Raw genomic sequence first — 1,045 nt, forward strand, 5'->3', positions numbered from 1 at the left:
TTACTTGACTGTAAAACTCTCACTCTTACCGAACTTGGCCGTAACCTGCCAACCAAAGCGAGAACAAAACATAACATCAAACGAATCGACCGATTGTTAGGTAATCGTCACCTCCACAAAGAGCGACTCGCTGTATACCGTTGGCATGCTAGCTTTATCTGTTCGGGCAATACGATGCCCATTGTACTTGTTGACTGGTCTGATATTCGTGAGCAAAAACGACTTATGGTATTGCGAGCTTCAGTCGCACTACACGGTCGTTCTGTTACTCTTTATGAGAAAGCGTTCCCGCTTTCAGAGCAATGTTCAAAGAAAGCTCATGACCAATTTCTAGCCGACCTTGCGAGCATTCTACCGAGTAACACCACACCGCTCATTGTCAGTGATGCTGGCTTTAAAGTGCCATGGTATAAATCCGTTGAGAAGCTGGGTTGGTACTGGTTAAGTCGAGTAAGAGGAAAAGTACAATATGCAGACCTAGGAGCGGAAAACTGGAAACCTATCAGCAACTTACATGATATGTCATCTAGTCACTCAAAGACTTTAGGCTATAAGAGGCTGACTAAAAGCAATCCAATCTCATGCCAAATTCTATTGTATAAATCTCGCTCTAAAGGCCGAAAAAATCAGCGCTCGACACGGACTCATTGTCACCACCCGTCACCTAAAATCTACTCAGCGTCGGCAAAGGAGCCATGGATTCTAGCAACTAACTTACCTGTTGAAATTCGAACACCCAAACAACTTGTTAATATCTATTCGAAGCGAATGCAGATTGAAGAAACCTTCCGAGACTTGAAAAGTCCTGCCTACGGACTAGGCCTACGCCATAGCCGAACGAGCAGCTCAGAGCGTTTTGATATCATGCTGCTAATCGCCCTGATGCTTCAACTAACATGTTGGCTTGCGGGCGTTCATGCTCAGAAACAAGGTTGGGACAAGCACTTCCAGGCTAACACAGTCAGAAATCGAAACGTACTCTCAACAGTTCGCTTAGGCATGGAAGTTTTGCGGCATTCTGGCTACACAATAACAAGGGAAGACT

Annotated in this window: 1 protein-coding gene; it reads left to right on the forward strand. The window is 45.1% G+C overall.

Going from position 1 to position 1,045, the window contains the following annotated elements; all coding sequences use genetic code 11:
• A partial coding sequence (locus tag HSP_RS0108170) for an IS4-like element ISVsa5 family transposase (protein ID WP_010129817.1) occupies positions 1 to 1,045 on the forward strand: 1,045 nt, incomplete at both ends.

Source organism: Haemophilus sputorum CCUG 13788, from assembly GCF_000238795.1.
Taxonomy (GTDB): domain Bacteria; phylum Pseudomonadota; class Gammaproteobacteria; order Enterobacterales; family Pasteurellaceae; genus Haemophilus_A; species Haemophilus_A sputorum.